This window comes from Polluticoccus soli, assembly GCF_029269745.1.
GTDB classification, from domain to species: Bacteria; Bacteroidota; Bacteroidia; order Chitinophagales; family Chitinophagaceae; genus Polluticoccus; species Polluticoccus soli.
In genome coordinates, this window is the sequence record NZ_JARJHT010000001.1 from 1,863,784 (window position 1) to 1,878,858 (window position 15,075).

Annotated in this window: 16 protein-coding genes; 7 read left to right on the forward strand and 9 right to left on the reverse strand. The window is 46.8% G+C overall.

Annotated elements, in window-relative coordinates; translation table 11 throughout:
- Nucleotides 1-179 precede the first annotated feature (179 nt).
- A complete protein-coding gene (locus P2W83_RS08130; protein WP_276133217.1) occupies nt 180-2,906 on the forward strand; it encodes a T9SS type A sorting domain-containing protein in 2,727 nt (908 codons plus the stop codon).
- A 10-nt stretch (nt 2,907-2,916) separates the two neighbouring features.
- Nucleotides 2,917-3,114 carry a hypothetical protein gene (locus tag P2W83_RS08135; protein WP_276133218.1) on the forward strand — a complete coding sequence of 66 codons (198 nt, stop codon included), beginning with the start codon at nt 2,917-2,919 and terminating at the stop codon, nt 3,112-3,114.
- A gap of 88 nt (nt 3,115-3,202) precedes the next feature.
- On the opposite strand, the gene uvrB is transcribed toward P2W83_RS08135, so the two are convergent.
- On the reverse strand, nt 3,203-5,227 hold the full coding sequence (gene uvrB / locus P2W83_RS08140) for an excinuclease ABC subunit UvrB (protein ID WP_276133219.1): 2,025 nt from the start codon (nt 5,225-5,227) through the stop codon (nt 3,203-3,205).
- 171 nt (nt 5,228-5,398) lie between these two features.
- Here uvrB and P2W83_RS08145 point away from each other — a divergent pair, with 171 nt between their 5' ends.
- Nucleotides 5,399-7,312, forward strand: coding sequence for a glycine-rich protein (locus tag P2W83_RS08145; protein WP_276133220.1), 1,914 nt, complete (start codon nt 5,399-5,401; stop codon nt 7,310-7,312).
- 43 nt (nt 7,313-7,355) lie between these two features.
- On the opposite strand, the gene P2W83_RS08150 is transcribed toward P2W83_RS08145, so the two are convergent.
- On the reverse strand, nt 7,356-7,550 hold the full coding sequence (locus P2W83_RS08150; RefSeq protein WP_276133221.1) for a hypothetical protein: 195 nt from the start codon (nt 7,548-7,550) through the stop codon (nt 7,356-7,358).
- A 710-nt stretch (nt 7,551-8,260) separates the two neighbouring features.
- Entirely contained in the window at nt 8,261-8,524 is a 264-nt protein-coding gene (locus P2W83_RS08155) for a hypothetical protein (RefSeq protein WP_276133222.1), read from the reverse strand.
- A gap of 233 nt (nt 8,525-8,757) precedes the next feature.
- On the opposite strand from P2W83_RS08155, the gene P2W83_RS08160 reads away from it, so the two are divergent.
- The 3 genes from P2W83_RS08160 (at nt 8,758) to P2W83_RS08170 (ending at nt 11,189) form a co-directional block, all read left to right on the forward strand.
- Nucleotides 8,758-10,245: a PIN domain-containing protein gene (locus P2W83_RS08160; RefSeq protein ID WP_276133223.1), complete on the forward strand. Its 1,488-nt coding sequence runs from the start codon at nt 8,758-8,760 to the stop codon at nt 10,243-10,245.
- Nucleotides 10,246-10,319: 74 nt separating this feature from the next.
- Nucleotides 10,320-10,691, forward strand: a complete 372-nt coding sequence (locus tag P2W83_RS08165; protein ID WP_276133224.1) for an ASCH domain-containing protein — start codon at nt 10,320-10,322, stop codon at nt 10,689-10,691.
- A 45-nt stretch (nt 10,692-10,736) separates the two neighbouring features.
- On the forward strand, nt 10,737-11,189 hold the full coding sequence (locus tag P2W83_RS08170) for an EVE domain-containing protein (RefSeq protein ID WP_276133225.1): 453 nt from the start codon (nt 10,737-10,739) through the stop codon (nt 11,187-11,189).
- Between the two features lie 73 nt (nt 11,190-11,262).
- Here P2W83_RS08170 and P2W83_RS08175 read toward each other — a convergent pair whose 3' ends face one another.
- Nucleotides 11,263-11,454, reverse strand: a complete 192-nt coding sequence (locus tag P2W83_RS08175; RefSeq protein WP_276133226.1) for a hypothetical protein — start codon at nt 11,452-11,454, stop codon at nt 11,263-11,265.
- An 88-nt stretch (nt 11,455-11,542) separates the two neighbouring features.
- On the opposite strand from P2W83_RS08175, the gene P2W83_RS08180 reads away from it, so the two are divergent.
- Nucleotides 11,543-11,800: a hypothetical protein gene (locus tag P2W83_RS08180; RefSeq protein WP_276133227.1), complete on the forward strand. Its 258-nt coding sequence runs from the start codon at nt 11,543-11,545 to the stop codon at nt 11,798-11,800.
- A 6-nt stretch (nt 11,801-11,806) separates the two neighbouring features.
- Here the strand turns inward: P2W83_RS08180 and P2W83_RS08185 are convergent, their stop codons facing one another.
- From P2W83_RS08185 to P2W83_RS08205, 5 genes are all read right to left on the reverse strand, one after another.
- Nucleotides 11,807-12,013, reverse strand: coding sequence for a hypothetical protein (locus P2W83_RS08185; RefSeq protein WP_276133228.1), 207 nt, complete (start codon nt 12,011-12,013; stop codon nt 11,807-11,809).
- A 58-nt stretch (nt 12,014-12,071) separates the two neighbouring features.
- Nucleotides 12,072-12,269 carry a hypothetical protein gene (locus P2W83_RS08190; RefSeq protein ID WP_276133229.1) on the reverse strand — a complete coding sequence of 66 codons (198 nt, stop codon included), beginning with the start codon at nt 12,267-12,269 and terminating at the stop codon, nt 12,072-12,074.
- Nucleotides 12,270-12,443: 174 nt separating this feature from the next.
- Entirely contained in the window at nt 12,444-13,088 is a 645-nt protein-coding gene (locus tag P2W83_RS08195; protein WP_276133230.1) for a porin family protein, read from the reverse strand.
- A 286-nt stretch (nt 13,089-13,374) separates the two neighbouring features.
- A complete protein-coding gene (locus tag P2W83_RS08200; protein ID WP_276133231.1) occupies nt 13,375-14,127 on the reverse strand; it encodes a porin family protein in 753 nt (250 codons plus the stop codon).
- A 196-nt stretch (nt 14,128-14,323) separates the two neighbouring features.
- Nucleotides 14,324-15,019 carry a porin family protein gene (locus tag P2W83_RS08205; protein ID WP_276133232.1) on the reverse strand — a complete coding sequence of 232 codons (696 nt, stop codon included), beginning with the start codon at nt 15,017-15,019 and terminating at the stop codon, nt 14,324-14,326.
- Nucleotides 15,020-15,075 lie beyond the last annotated feature (56 nt).

Sequence of the window (15,075 nt, forward strand, 5' to 3'; positions counted from 1 at the left end):
TTGCTACGCTCTTCGAAAATTATTCTCCAGTTTTTAATCAATTCTATCGCAGTCAAAGACTTGATGAATCGATATGTTAAGGCCGGGTTAGCGAGCGGTTAAGTGCTCGCAAAGTGGCCACCCAAAAGCACTACAGGGGCTAGCTGTACATATACATTTGGTGCAAAACCAGAAATTTTATGCACGGCAAACTCTTTATCCTTATCGCCATGATCATGTGCCTCCTCAGCACTAAAATCTCAGCCCAATGCCCTACCAGGATTGAAAACTACACCTCAGGTAGCGCAAGCGCAACCAGTTGCCCAGGTGTTAACGGCAACGCCACCGCTGCCAACTTCGCCGGTACCTCTTATGCTACAGTTCCAAGTAGTACTAAAGCCGGAAACTTTCAAGCAAGGTGGGGCAGTGCACCAAGTCCTATTCCAGCGATAAAAGCATTCTATGATGATTCTGTGTCAGTAGCCGATACTGCTGGGCCGGCTTCGACATTAACTGTCAACGGCTCTAATAACCGGGTCAATTATTGCTTGTACGGCTCGACCCCCTTACCTACTAGCACAACCTATTCATTGATATTCGTAAACCCTCAAACGGATACCATACTCTACACCTGTTCTTTCAACAGCGCCAACGATGCCATTGCTCAGCCGACCATCACAACTCAGCCACAAAGTGTGGTCGGCTGTGTCGGATATAAAGCGACGTTTACGGTCGCCGCAACAGCTGTGGGCGGGCAAACCATCACTTACAGATGGCAGAAAAACGGCGTGAATATAGTTGGTGCAACAAGCACTACGTTTACCATCAATTCAGTTGCAGCTTCAGATACGGGGACCAATATCTATCGCGCAGTTATCGTACAGAACAATGGCGCTATACAAGTCAGCAAGGAAGTATCTCTTACGCTAAACAAGGAAGCGATATGGACAGGCGCAACAAGCACCAACTGGAAAACAGCAAGCAACTGGAGTCCCGCAACCATTCCTGACTCAACGAAGCAGGTATATATACGCAACACTACTAACAAACCCAACATTGCAGTGAGCGATACAGGACGGTGTAAATGCCTGACCCTGGATACCGGTTTTGTGACCGTAGTTGGACGACTGGAAATTGCCGGAAGGATCAACTTGTTTGCTTCAGGGCTTATCAAGGCATCTACCGGAACAGTTGCTATTAATGGAACCACGGTTGCGCAAACAATACCTGCCAGCAGTTTTGAGAATAATACGGTAAACAACCTGGTGTATGCGAACGCCACCGGAGTTACTATCGGAGGAGCAACAAATTTTACCGGAACACTTACAAGAGTGTCAGGCATACTAACAACTGGGGGCTTCCTTACGCTCAAAAGCACCAGCTCAGGAACGGCGCGGGTGGCGCCTGGCGTCGCAGGAGGAATTTCCGGTGATGTTACCGTAGAGCGTTACGTGCCTGTAGTGCCCGGTAACCAACGTGCGTGGAGATTGCTTGCGCCAGTCACCTCGGGATCTCAAACGATACTGGAATCATGGCAGGAGAATGCTACAGGTCTTCACCACAATCCCAATCCGGGGTACGGAACGATCATCACATGCGGTCCAACGTTTAACATCAGCGATGGCTTTGACACAGTAATGGCGAATATGTCCATATTAGCCTGGAGTGTATCTAATCAGAGTCTTACCAGTAACCCGGTCAGCAATACCAACACAAAACAGCTGAGTAGCGAGCCAGCATATTTTCTGTACATGCGTGGTGACCGGACCGTGTTGCCCGGTGCAAGTACATCGGAGGCAACAGCAACCACCTTGAGGTCAAAAGGTACGCTCAAACAAGGTGATCAGGCTGCGATCCCTATAGATGCAGATCAGTTCGTAGCGCTTGGCAACCCTTATGCGTCGCACATTGATTTCTCGACAGTATCGGCATCGGATAGGGTGAATCTTGGGAATAGGTTTTGGTTGTGGGATCCGAGATTAGTGGGCAGCTATGGCCTGGGCGGTTACGTGATGTTCGACGGAGGCGATGGTTTCTTCCCATCGGTGACAGGCGGTAGCTACAATAGCGCCAATTCTTTGATCCCGATGGGTATGGGTTTCTTTGTAAAAGCTACCGGAGGGAATGGCAGCTTCACTGCACGCGAAGCGCAAAAGGCGGCGAGCAGCAGCAATGTTGGGTTTAAGACTACCGGCAACGCAGAGCGCTTGCGCATGCATCTAAGCTACATGAAAGATGGCATAACCCCGGTGATAGCAGATGGTACGCTCGCGCTTTTCAATAGTGGTTTTGCTAGTGGCGTTGACGCCGATGATGCAGGAAAACCTGAGAACATGGGCGAGAACATAGGTATAGTCAGAGACAATGAAGTGTTAACCCTTGAAGCTCGTCCCAATATAACTGCGAGTGATACCTTGAACTTAAAGCTGTGGAAGCTGCGTGGTTCATCAAAGTACAGGTTCACCATGCAATCGGACTTTAATACACCAGATCTGCAGGCAAGACTCGTAGACCGGTTCCTGCAGACACAGCAAGCCTTTAGTTTGTCGCAGCCGGTAGATATAGACTTTACTACTACAGGCGATGCAGCCTCACTCGCGGCAGACAGGTTCTATATAGCATTCAGCATCGGCGATCCGGTGAATGTGAATGACCCAGTCAATGAAGACGAAATCACTGTTTATCCCAATCCAACCGATGCGCAGAACATCAATATTAACCTGAAGAATGCTGCACCCGGTGAATATCATTTCAGCATCATAGACGTGCAGGGCAAAACAGTGTACCGCGAAAACTATGAACATGCCGGCCACTCGCTGACGAAGCGCCTCGATCTGCATACCCGTCTTGTTTCCGGCAACTACTTCATTGCTATCACTAAAGATGGCCAGGAATTATCTACACGAAAACTCATTATAAACAAATAATCCTATCGCTATGAAAACACTCTTATTAGCGCTTCTTTTAAGTGCACTACTATTTGAACAAGGCAACCCGGATGAGGAACCCGAAACACCGATATACTATGTTGGATTGTTCCTTATTGCAGCCTGCGTGGCTTACGTCATAAAAAAGCTAAAGGCTTCGGAGGCAATAAATTCAAGACGCTCTGCCGGGCCTGAAGAGCTTAAGTAAGAATTGAGGGACGAATGGCGTGTCTACGCCGTCCATTTGCTGTGGGCCTGCTACTTTCTGGTTTTTTGTAGCGGGCACACAGCTCTTTTTATTTCATCTTCTCTTTCTCAGCTTGTAGTTGAAAGAGCTTGTCCCTAAGTTTGGCAGCTTCCATAAAATCCAGGTCCTTAGCAGCCTTCTCCATGCCTTTACGTGTTGCAGCTATCAGTTTATCCAGTTGCGCGGCGGTGCGGTATTCTACCTCGTCTTCCGCTGCGCGGCTTAGCTCCTGGTGTACGGCATATTTGCTTTGGTCGTCGTAGCCTTTGATGTCGAGCACCGACGTTTGTTTGAATATCTCTTCGGTAGACTTCCGTACAGTGCGCGGTATTATGCCGTTGGCTTCGTTGTACTTCACCTGTTTTTCGCGGCGTCGGTCGGTTTCGTCTATAGTCCGTTGCATGCTATCGGTCATCTTGTCGGCATAGAAGATAACCAGGCCGTCCACGTTACGTGCAGCGCGCCCTGCCATCTGCGTCAGCGAACGTTCATCGCGCAGGAAACCCTCTTTGTCTGCATCCAGTATCGCCATCAGCGATACTTCAGGAAGATCAAGACCTTCCCTAAGCAGGTTCACACCTACCAATACATCAATGTTCCCCAAGCGCAGATCGCGTAGTATCTCTACACGTTCCAGTGTATCTACCTCGCTGTGTATATAGCGCGAGCGGATGTTGATGCGTTTTAGGTACTTGTCCAGCTCCTCGGCCATCCGCTTGGTAAGCGTTGTTACCAGCACACGGTCATTCTTTTTTACACGCTTGTCTATTTCATCCAGCAGATCATCAATTTGGTTGATGCTGGGGCGTATCTCGATTGGTGGATCTAACAACCCGGTTGGTCTTACGATCTGTTCGGTGAATACGCCATCGCTTTGTTCCAATTCATACTTGCCCGGCGTGGCACTTACAAACACTACCTGGTTCAGCAGCCCTTCAAACTCGTGGAAGTTGAGCGGCCTGTTATCCAAAGCACTCGGTAACCTGAAACCAAAGTCCACAAGATTCAGCTTGCGGCTACGATCGCCACCATACATACCACTTATCTGTGGTACGGTTACGTGACTCTCATCTATTACCAACAGGAAGTCGTCTGGGAAATAGTCGAGCAAGCAGAATGGTCTTGTACCCGGATTCCTTCTGTCAAGAAAGCGCGAGTAGTTCTCGATACCGGGACAGAAGCCCAGTTCTTGTATCATTTCAAGGTCGTAGTTCACGCGCTCTTTGATGCGTTGCGCCTCGAGTGGTTTGTTGATGCTCTTGAAATAATCTACCTGCCGCGCCAGTTCATCCTGTATCTCGTAAATGATCTGGGTCATCATGTTTTTAGGTGCCAGGTACAGGTTAGCAGGGAAGATGGCAGCATGTTCCATAGGAGCTATGCGTTTGCCGGTATCGGTCTCGAAGCTTTCTATCTCTTCTATTTCGTCGCCAAAGAAGGTGATGCGGTAGCCATAATCAACATAAGGCAGGTTGATATCTACGGTATCGCCCTGCACGCGGAAGGTACCTCGTGTAAACTCTCCCTGGCTGCGATGATACAGCGCGCTGACAAGGTTATGCAGGAAGCCATTCCGGCTCATGCTGTCACCACGTTTGAAACGGATGATGCTGTTGGCATATTCAGTAGGGTTACCCATACCGTATATGCACGATACTGATGCTACTACTATTATATCCCTGCGACCGCTAAGCAGGTTGCTGGTAGCGCGCAGCCTTAGCTTTTCCAGCTCCTCGTTTATCGACAGGTCTTTTTCTATGTAAGTGTCAGATGTAGGGATGTAAGCCTCGGGCTGGTAGTAGTCGTAGTATGATACAAAGTACTCCACCGAATTGTTGGGGAAGAACTGCCTGAACTCGCCATACAGCTGCGCCACCAGGGTCTTATTGTGCGTGAGTACAAGGGTAGGTTTGTTCACCTCCTGTATCACGTTGGCCATGGTAAAGGTCTTACCGCTACCGGTTACCCCTAGCAGCGTCTGAAACTGTTCTCCTTCCTTTAAGCCCTTCACCAGCTCGGCAATGGCCTGGGGCTGATCTCCCGCTGGTTGGTAAGGGCGCTCTATCCTGAACATAGACTACAAATTTACTGAATCCCGCAACTCACTTGTTTTCAAATACTGCCGGGCGGCTAAACATTGACAATCACCTAACTGCTGTTTTATCGTTTACATCCCATTAACAATGCTTGTAAAATTTCCATTATATTTTTGACGCTTGATTTCTGACCCTTTACGTTTATTGTTATGAAGAAGAACTATACCCGCCCGGTTTTCCTGATCCTGCTTTTGTTCATGGTTGCTTGTCCCGCAATATGCGGGATCGGTTTTGCCCAGCAGGTCACTACGTTCAGTTTCATTAATGGCGTGCAAACCTATACTGTACCCGTAGGTGTTACCTTTCTTGATGTAAAAGTGCGTGGTGCCATTGGTGGCGCCGGTACCGGCACTGGAGCTGCAGCTGGTGGCGGTGGTAGTGAAGTGACCGGCAGGCTGGCCGTTAGTCCCGGAACTGTACTCTATATATATGTGGGCAGCGCCGGCACTGCATTCAGTGGCGGCTTCAATGGCGGCGGTACTCCCGGCACCAGTGGTGGTGGCGGTGGCGGCGCTTCTGACATCCGGATAGGGGGCACTACTACCAGCAACCGGGTGATCGTTGCCGCAGGCGGCGGCGGTGGTGGAGGTGGAAGTGCAACCGGTTATATTGGCGGCGGTGGCGGTAGTACTACCGGCGTCGGCCAGGACGGTGCTCCATCGGCTACGCTGGGCGGCAAAGGCGGTACGCAAGCTATTGGTGGCCCCGGTGGTGGCAGTAGCTGCAGCGGCGGCACTACAACAGCGGGCTCTATGGGCAGCTTTGGGCAAGGAGCCAATGCTGTAGGCAATGGTGGCGGCGGCGGTGGTGGCTTTTTCGGTGGTGGTAGCGGTGCTACTAACACAGGTGGTACTTGCGTGACCGGTGCTGGTGGTGGTGGCGGCGGTTCGTCTATGGTGAGCACCAGTGTGGTGAGCAATTATGCCATCACTACAGGAACCATCAATACTAATGGCAGCGTGGAGATCACTACACCACTGGCTCCATCGGTTACAACAACAGGTGTTACTGTTAGCTCGCCCAATTATACCCTCGAAGGTATCGTCACTGCGAATGGTGCGACTGTTACTGCAAGTTTCGAGTATAGTAACAGCCCGGGCCTTTCTTCGGGTGTGTTTACTGTGAGCGCTTCGCAGAATCCCATAGCTGCTAATGCGGTCAACACTACTGCCACAGCTACTATCGCTGGCCTGATAGCTAATACTACTTATTACTATCGTATTAAAGGACAGAACTCGGTAGGTACTGTCAACGGAGCTATATTGAGCTTTACCACTCCTAACACGGCTCCCAAGCCTATATCGGGCAATCTTCAGAACATCACCATGTGCCAGAACAGTAAGGACTACCAGCTCACTGCATTGCTGCATGTCAACGATACCGACCCTGCTCAATCTATTACCTGGAGTGTAGCTGCCATGCCTTATAAGAACGGCAGCCTAGGTGGTTTTTCCAGCTCTAATACGTCCGTTGCGGGTAGTGCCAATATCACTCCCGGCAACGCCATCAGCTACACACCAATTACCGGTTTCAAAGGCAACGATACTTTTAAGATCCAGATAAGCGATGGCAAGGCCAGTGATACCATCACGTTTGTAGCTACGGTAAACCCGCTGCCTGCACCCATCATAACGCGCAACGGACTGCAGCTGAGCACCGGCGCTTTTGACATCTACCAGTGGTACCGCAACAACATTGCTGTAATAGGTGCTACTACGCAAGACTATACGATGACGGAGGGTGGCGAGTATCATGTTACGGTGACTGATGTGAACGGTTGTTCTGCTACTTCCAATTTATATAAGTACCCCACTGTGTCTGTCGACGAGGTGGAGGCGCCAGCTATACATGCATACCCCAACCCTGTGCTGCACGTGCTGCATGTGGATGCGCCCGACGGCAGCAACCTCAGCATTACCGGTATGGATGGCAAACTGGCTATTGCCCAGGCTGCCGGGCGTGTAGATGTAAGTGCGCTGGTACCGGGCGTGTATGTGCTGCGCATATACAACGCCACCGGCAACCTGTTGCAAACATCTAAGCTCATCAGGACAGCTGAGTAATTAGATAGGGGGTGATTCCTCATTATGATTCATTTGTGGAAGCTCATCTGGAGCGCCCGTCATCGCGGTCTCGTTCGCGCTGACGGTCATGTTCCTCCTGCTTGCGGATGCCGGCGTTGTCGTCTTTCTCCTTGTTGATGTTGTCGATACGCTTTTCCAGCTCGTCTTTACTGATGACCTTTTGCTGCTTGGCAGCCTTAGCCATACGTTCCCTTCTGTTCGGATCTCTGTCTCTCATAACCACCTCCTTTTTAGCGCCCCTAAAATCATTAAAAAGCCATACCAGCCGATGAGTATGCACTGTTTTTTAACTATTTGACAACCAACCTTTTCAATATTTATAACCCTAATTAGATACATGTAACAGTTGTAATTACATATATTGCGCGCGCAGTAATGGGCGGCAACCCGTTATTGTTATTTTTTTGTTTTGTGTGGGGCGTTTTCCAGCGCCCCTACAAACAAAATCTCTATCTTAGACGCAACCTGGTGGTCGAACCCATATCGGCTGCCGTTTGTTACAGCCGGGCGTGGACCGCCAAAACGCTCCGGCTGGCGAGAACCGCTCTAAGAGCGGTTTTTCGTTGGAAATTGTTACAGTTTGTTGTCGTTTTTCAATCTCTCGTCACGTTTCTCCAATAGGTAGATATAATTCTCGTATGCTGCTTCTGTAGCGGATCTTCCTTCCAATTTGTTACAGATTGTTGCCGTTTTTGAACGACTACAATTATGCAGGTCGCTGACCTCCTGCCGGCTCAGCGGATGTTTACTTTTGTTTACATTTTCAGGGTTTTGAAAAAGAAAAAATTGGTCGTGATGGTTAATGCCGGGCATGCGGCGGCGTGGCGTATGGAGTGATAGGGTGTGCTCATACGGGTGCGGTTTTATCTATAGCAAATTTACGATTTTTTGTCCAATTGTCAGTCAATTAATAACGGCATCGAACGATCAGGAGTTTACTAGTATGTGATTGCCCACAACAAATTCCATTTCCAGCCAGTACCACGGTTCCGGCTGGGATTTCGGCCCTCGTTTCAATTTTGGGGTGCCCTGCCCATCCAGGCACATGCGACACTCGGCATAATAGATCTCGTAAGCGCGGCCTTTTTCTGCATTGCGCCTGCGCAACGTAACAAAGTATAGCCCAGCTTTGTGCTGCACAATAGTGCAGTCGAAGCTACCGTAGGAAGTGGTAACAATGATTTCAAGCATAACGCCAGTTTTTAAATGACGTTGATAAAAAGGCAGGCGGGTAAAGATAGGATTGGTGACACTACATTGTTGGGAGTCAAAATATTGGGTTCACGGTGGCGGTAATAATTTGATTTTAAACCCAATTAAAAAATTACTTAGATAAAATATTATGTGCGTGTAAAATGGTCAACATCAAAAAAATACCGTGTTTTTACGTTTTGTATTTGTCTGATATGTCATATAATTAGGGTATGAAAATCCTACTCGATACCAATATCATTATTCACAGAGAAGCCAATAAGGTGGTGAAGGATGATATAGGTATTTTATTCAACTGGCTAGATAGGCTAAAATTTGAAAAATGTGTTCACCCGATTACCTCTGAAGAGATTGAAAGAAATCCCAACAAAGAAACTGTGAAGACGATGAATATAAAGCTGGGTAACTACAACATTCTAAAAACAGTTGCGCCATTGAACGGTCAAATCGAAGCCATTGGTAAAAAATTTGATTTAAGTATAAATGATAAGAATGACACGCAGTTACTAAACGAAGTCTACAGTGACCGAGTAGATTTTTTGATAACGGAGGATAATAAAATTCATCATAAGGCTAAAGCCTTAGGCATTTCTAACCGCGTGTTTAGAATTGATAGCTTTTTAGAAAAAGTTACAGCCGAAAATCCCGCACTTGTAGACTACAAAGTCTTGTCGGTTAAAAAGGAATACTTTGGAAATGTGGACTTAAAAGACACTTTCTTTGACAGCTTTCGAGAAGATTACGTCGGATTTGATCAATGGTTTAATCGAAAGTCAGACGAGATTGCATACGTGTGTTACAATGAGGGCGTGCTTGCAGCTTTTTTATTTATTAAGCTGGAGCGCGAACAAGAAAGTTATTTAGACATAACCCCGACTCTTGATAAGAAAAGGCGCCTTAAGATTGGTACCTTAAAAGTGATTAGCAATGGGTTTAAGATTGGAGAGCGTTTTCTAAAGATTGTTTTTGACAACGCTGTACGCTATCGAGTTCAGGAAATCTACGTTACAATATTTGACAAACGTCCCGAGCAAGCTCGATTGATTTCGTTGCTAGAGGAATTTGGCTTTCGCTATCACGGGATTAAACAAACGGCTTCAGGATCGGAAAAGGTTTACAAAAGGAATCTTTGGCCGGAAGCAAACCGTTCAAACCCTAAGTCGACATTCCCGAGGCTAAGTAAACAAGCAAATGTTTTTCTAATTCCAATAAAGCCGGAATATCATACAGAGTTACTTCCAGATTCTAAACTTAATACAGAGTCCGCGGTTGATTTTGTTGAGAACGAACCACATCGCAACGCAATTAGCAAGATTTATGTTTCGCATTCACCAACAAGATTGCTAGCTCCAGGTGATATCATAGTTTTTTACCGAACCGGGGGGATATATAAAGGGGTGGCAACGACTATTGGCATTGTTGAAAACGTAGTAGACGGTATTCCATCGTTTGACGAACTGCTCCAGCTATGTCGGAAGCGCACAGTTTTAAAGCCCGAAGAATTGCTCGGCTATTGGAATAGAAATCCTCTTAGTAGGCCCTTTGTAATTAACTTCTTGTATGCTTTCTCATTTAGGCGCAGAATTACTCTTAGAGAGATGTTGGATGAAAAGATACTTCCAAACATGGACGCAGTTAAAACTATTACCCAAATTGAGCCTGCTAACCTGTCTAAACTTATTAAGTTAGCTGGTGTGTAATAAATTGTTTTATGATTTTCGTCTTGTCATCATTTACTTATTACTTTTGGTTTGATTAATGTTTAGCTATTCTCATGAAGGTCGTATTGTCAATTAAACCTGAATTCGCGGAGAAAATTTTTGATGGTACCAAGAAATTTGAGTTTCGTCGAGCAATCTTTAAGAATGCCGTAAAAACTGTTGTAGTGTATGCCTCGTCACCAACTCAGAAAGTTATAGGCGAGTTTGATATCGAGTCGATTATTAGCGACGATTTAGATACACTTTGGCAGCAAACCCGCGAGTATGCAGGCATCAACGAAGATTATTTCTACAGTTATTTCGGGGATAAGAAAAAAGGCTTTGCTATTAAAATCAAATGCACTCGTAGGTACAAAAAGCCCCTGTGCTTACGTTCTGACTTTAATTTGCATCCACCACAGTCATTCTTGTATTATGATGCGTAGCTAAAGTTGTAAAGCACCGAACTAACTCTTAAAATGTCATCTAACATGAATTACTGGGTATTTCAAGCTACTCCGAAACGTTACAGGATTATAGAAGCTTTGACAGAAACCGTTGACGCAACCAATTGGAATTGGATGGTGAATCAGCATAAGGGTTTGATTAAAGAGAATGACAAGTTTATTCTTTGGGTAGGTGGCACCAGTTCTGGGGTATATGCCTTGGGTACCATTACTTCACCAATCAAATTAATGCGCGACAAACCCCACGGTTATGTGATTGATCCAACACTCAATGAACTATTAGATCGAGTAGAAATTAAGCTTGACTACAATTTGGTGCATAATCCAATAACAAAAAGTGAGGTAGAAATTATAGATGCGTTGTCTGAGATGAAGTATGGAATACGCGGTCTTACGAATTTGGCTTCAAATCACGACGAGTTCAGCGCCTTAGTAAAGATGGCGGAACAGAAAGTAAAGAAAAGTTCCATTCAGTAGCTATCCGAAACCTGAACGGTGCCAACGCCGTGAGTGCTCAATAGAAAGATTGCAGCTGGCTACATAACGCCCTCTACTTATCCTTCATTTTCTCTTCCAGCTTTTTGCCAGGGATCTCGTTCTTTTTGCGGGAGTTGATCTCGTCTACTTTATCGAGCAGGTGGGCCTGTTTTTGGTCGCGTTCCTTTTTCTGTTCAGCTGCTTCCTGTACTGCCTCGTTGGCAGTTGCCTTATGGTCCTTATCGGTTTTCTTTGCCTTAGCCATATAGGCTAAGTTACTGTATCCATGTCTATTAGCCAGCGGCTGTAAGCACTGGCACATCCTTTTTAGCCCATCAGTAAAAAGGACCTTTATGCAACAAGTGCAGTTTGAAATGGGATTTATGATAGAGGGTAAGGAGTCGGTGTGCGGCTTCAGGAGCATGGAAGATGACAAGGGCCAGTATATACTGCTGTGCGCCAGCCAGGGCGACTATAGCCGTGAGTATGAGCTGCGTATGGAGGGCGAGGGAGAGGACTGCAGTTTCCACTTTGTAACCCCCGATGTGCCCGAAGACCTGAAGCGCCACGAGTGCGAGATCAGCGATGCGATACTGGAACAGATGAAATAGCAGTCTTTAGCCGGCTGCAGCCGTAAATGCGTCCAGCAGGTCGTCGGCTATGCTGCGGGCATCCTCTTCAGTCTCGGCGCGTACATAGGCCGAGGTCAGGAATTTGCCGTGTTGCCGGCAACTAATATCGCCATCGAAAGGTGGTGGGTCATAGACCTCTATGCACGACAATATATCGTCGAGCGAGAAGGTCAATCTAAAAGTATGTTGCATGGCCGTTTGGGTGTGCTATCTGGCGCACCTACTACAAGTTACCGAAAATAAACCAGAGTTATGCTGAAGCAAATGTTCCCAGCAGTTCTTTGCCAATCTCAATAGCCTTCTCTTCGCTGCGGGCGCGTATATATGCAGACACCAGTATGTTGCCTGCCGTTTTGGTGCGGACATTTCCGTTAAACTCCGGCGGAGTGCTGACCTGTGTACACGAAATGATCTTATTCCTGGAAAAAATGAGGTGAAATACTTGCATTGCTTCATGGGCCCTTGTACGTTTTCATTGCTGATGGCCCAGTAATGCTAAAAGGATATAGTGAAGGTACGGATAAATAATGGACTGAGGTTCATTAAGTTTTAATGAAAGAAGCCCCGGAGTATGTCCGGGGCTGTCCTCATGGAAATGAGAGTATTATGTTTTCGTACTGTTTTACAGATCGTCGCCAAACCACCAGCCAACACCCACACCAAAGGTGCGGTTGTGCGCGTCGAACGTGCTGTTGTTAGACAGGTTAGACAAGCCCATGTGGTAGAAAGGGCGTATGAACAGGCCCATATCAAAATCGTAACCCACATTGAACATAAGGCCAATGTCCGAACGGTCGAGCTGGTTGATATCAGAACCAAAGTCTATGTCGTCCTCAATTTTGCTTTCTACACCCCCCGGGGTAGTTGTAATGGTTTTAGTTTTACCGCTGATAGCGATGCTGGCCGTAGGGCCAAGACCGAGGAAGAAACGACCGGGGCCGGCGTTGATGTAATACTCAGCCAGCAATGGTATTTCAATATAGCCCAGGTTAACATTATACTCTACGTCGTTGCCCAGCAGCGTGAAGTCGCTTTCGCCACCCCGCATGCTGTAGTAAATGCCCGGCTGTATGGTAAAGTGATCAGTAATGCAGATGTCCATTGCCGCACCTATGCGCAGGCCTATGTTGGTAGACTCTTCACCCATATCCGGATCGAAATCGAACTTGCTCACATTCAATCCTATTTCAGGTCCGTATCGTAATTGTGCGTTTGCAGAAACCGCAAACAGGCATGCAGATGCGGCGAGTAGGAATAATTTCTTCATAACGGTTGTCCAATTTGATGGTTACGAAATGTTAAAAAAAAGCGTGCCCGGATGAGCCTGAATGAGGATGGCTCATACGACCTCGTGGTGACTTATTCTTTTAACCTATTCAAAGTGAGCGGGATGTGAACCGGCTTAGAAAAATTGGCAAAGGAAAAATCACGCAGCTTGATTTTTCCTTTTAGATGAGCTCACCTTCTTATTGCTAAGTTCCCCAAAAAAAAGAAGTCCCGGGACTGCCGGGGCTTCTTTTAAAAATGTGGAATTTATGTTCTTATGTGCTGTTCTAATTTTTGTTTTTGCCGCCAAACCACCAGCCGAAACCAACACCAAACGTTCTGTTGTGGATGTCGATGTTGTCGAAGCGATCCTGGTGCGAGAGATTAGACAGACCCCAGTTGTAGAATGGGCGTACAAACAAGCCAAAATCGAAATCGTAGCCTACGTTAGCCATGATGCCTATGTCTGAACCCCTCAGAAGACCATCGTCCCCGAAGTCTAAGTCATATTCATTGTCAAGATCATGGACACCGTTATTAGGCTGATCGATCTCAAGATGCAGATCGCCATTAACACCGAAACTGAATGTAGGGCCTGCGCCTATGAATATTCGGCCTGGACCTGCATCGAAATAATAGTTAAGCAACAGCGGGATCTCAATATAGCTCAGAACTACGCGTTCCTGTATTGTAGACCCATCCGCAATAACGTGATTATTACCAAGAATGACATTGTCGGTGAATGGGGTTACAACCGGCCGGTTGTTCCAGAATGTGAAGAGACGTTCTCCACCTTTCCTGCTGTAGTAAATACCTGGCTGTAGCGTTAAGTGGTTGGCAAGACAGATGTCTACGGCTACACCCGCACGGATACCTGTAAAACTTTTCTCGTCCAGGTTCCAGTCATCAGCTACATCGAAGTCAGTGTTGTAGTGGAGCTTGCTGATATTAAAACCCACTTCTGGTGCAAACCTCACTTGTGCATTTGCCGAACCTGCAAACAACATTGCAGAAGCAGCAACTAGTAGTAATTTCTTCATAACAGATAAAATTGATTGTTCATAAATAAATGTTGAAAAAGCGGTTCCGGGAAGGTTTAAGCATGGTTGGTAAGTGTTTCGTTATGAAACAAGATCCAGGAATTGAATGGTATCCGTTCCATTTCGCGCTTAAAAAGACAGGATGTTCCGGGGCTGCTCTATACTATGTAAATGAACGTACTCCAGGTTCGTATTGTTATTTGTTATGATGATTGCCGAACCAATAGCCTAAACCAATACCCCATGTGCGGTTATGGATAGTGAAATTGTCGTTGTTAGACAGATCAGACAGGCCCCAGTTGGCGAATGGACGAACAAACAGGCCAAAGTCGAAATCATAACCCAGGTTTGCCATAATGCCAAAGTCAGTTCCTTTGATATGGCCATCATTACCGAAGTCGATATCAAATTCGTCTTCTGCTACAACACCATTACCAGGTGTGTGTATTTTGCGTCCATAGTCGCCATTGATACCGATGCTCAATGTAGGACCTGCACCAACGAATATACGTCCGGGACCTGCATCGAAATAATAGTTAAGCAATAGTGGAATTTCCAGGTAGCTGAGGTCTACTTTTTCTTCAACCTCGGCGCCATTAACGATCACCACATTGTTGTTGAATGGAGTCACCACAGCGGTAGACCTGATAAAGTCACGCTCACCACCTTTGCGGCTCCAATACAGACCTGGCTGTAGCGTTAGGTGGCTGGCCAGGCATATGTCAACAGCGGCACCGACACGCCAACCTGTGTTTGAGGACTCATCGATATCGTCGATATCGTAATTAAAGCTATTGCTGGTAATTCCGACCTCAGGACCAAACCTTACCTGTGCATTTGCCGACACTGCAAATAGACATGCAGATGCAGCGAGTAGTAGTACTTTTTTCATAGTGATAGATTTTCATCTGGCAAGTGTTAAAATAAAAACGTGCCAAAGGGGCGTTA